The 655-nt window shown below is 62.6% G+C and carries 1 pseudogene; it reads right to left on the bottom strand.

Annotated elements, in window-relative coordinates:
- Positions 1-298: pseudogene (locus ACYVDE_RS25325) on the bottom strand (hypothetical protein); the annotation flags it as partial.
- Positions 299-655 lie beyond the last annotated feature (357 nt).

The following is a 655-nucleotide window of genomic DNA, read 5'->3' as shown; positions in this document are numbered from 1 at the left end:
GGGTGGCGCGGGGCCAGCGGCGCAGGGCCGGCAGCTCGAAGGCGGCCGTGGGCAGCACCTCGAATTTTACCTTGGCCAGCGTGGCGGAAGGCGCTTTTTTGTCGCCGCCCTCGGCTTTGCGAAGCTGCTTGGCCAGGTGGCACTTGCCGTTGCAGCGCAGCTGGGGCCGCGCCTTATTCACGCAGTAGCGGGCCGTGATTTCGGCCTTGTGCAGCTGGTAGTTCAGCACCAGCACTTCCGGCCCCAGGGTTTGGAGCAGCAGCAAGGCGGTGAGGAAATAAGCCAGAAAGCGCGACATAAGGCAGCAAGCAATGGCGTAAAGGTAAGTGGGGTAGGGGCGTGTTGGCACAACGTTGCCGGACAGAAATTCGGTTCGCCAGCGGAAACCGTTGCCTGAGAGCCGAAAAAAGCAGTGCGATATCATCAGCGGCCGCGTCGATAAGTTAGCCGAATGCGTGGTATCCGGCCCTTGCGGCCCCACTGCAGGCAGGATTCGCGGCCGCGGCATTATCTTTCGCTACGATATCCTCTCCTCTTAAGCCCTTCTTCTTCATTTATGATTCAATCTGTACGCTTGGGGTTGCTGGGCCTGCTGCCCTTGCTGGCCGTCGGCCCGGCGCTGGCACAAGCCCCGCCCGCTGCCGGTGCGCCCCGG

This window comes from Hymenobacter agri (assembly GCF_054778495.1).
Note: the sequence above shows the minus strand (reverse complement) of the source record. Positions and strands in the feature narration are given on the sequence as shown.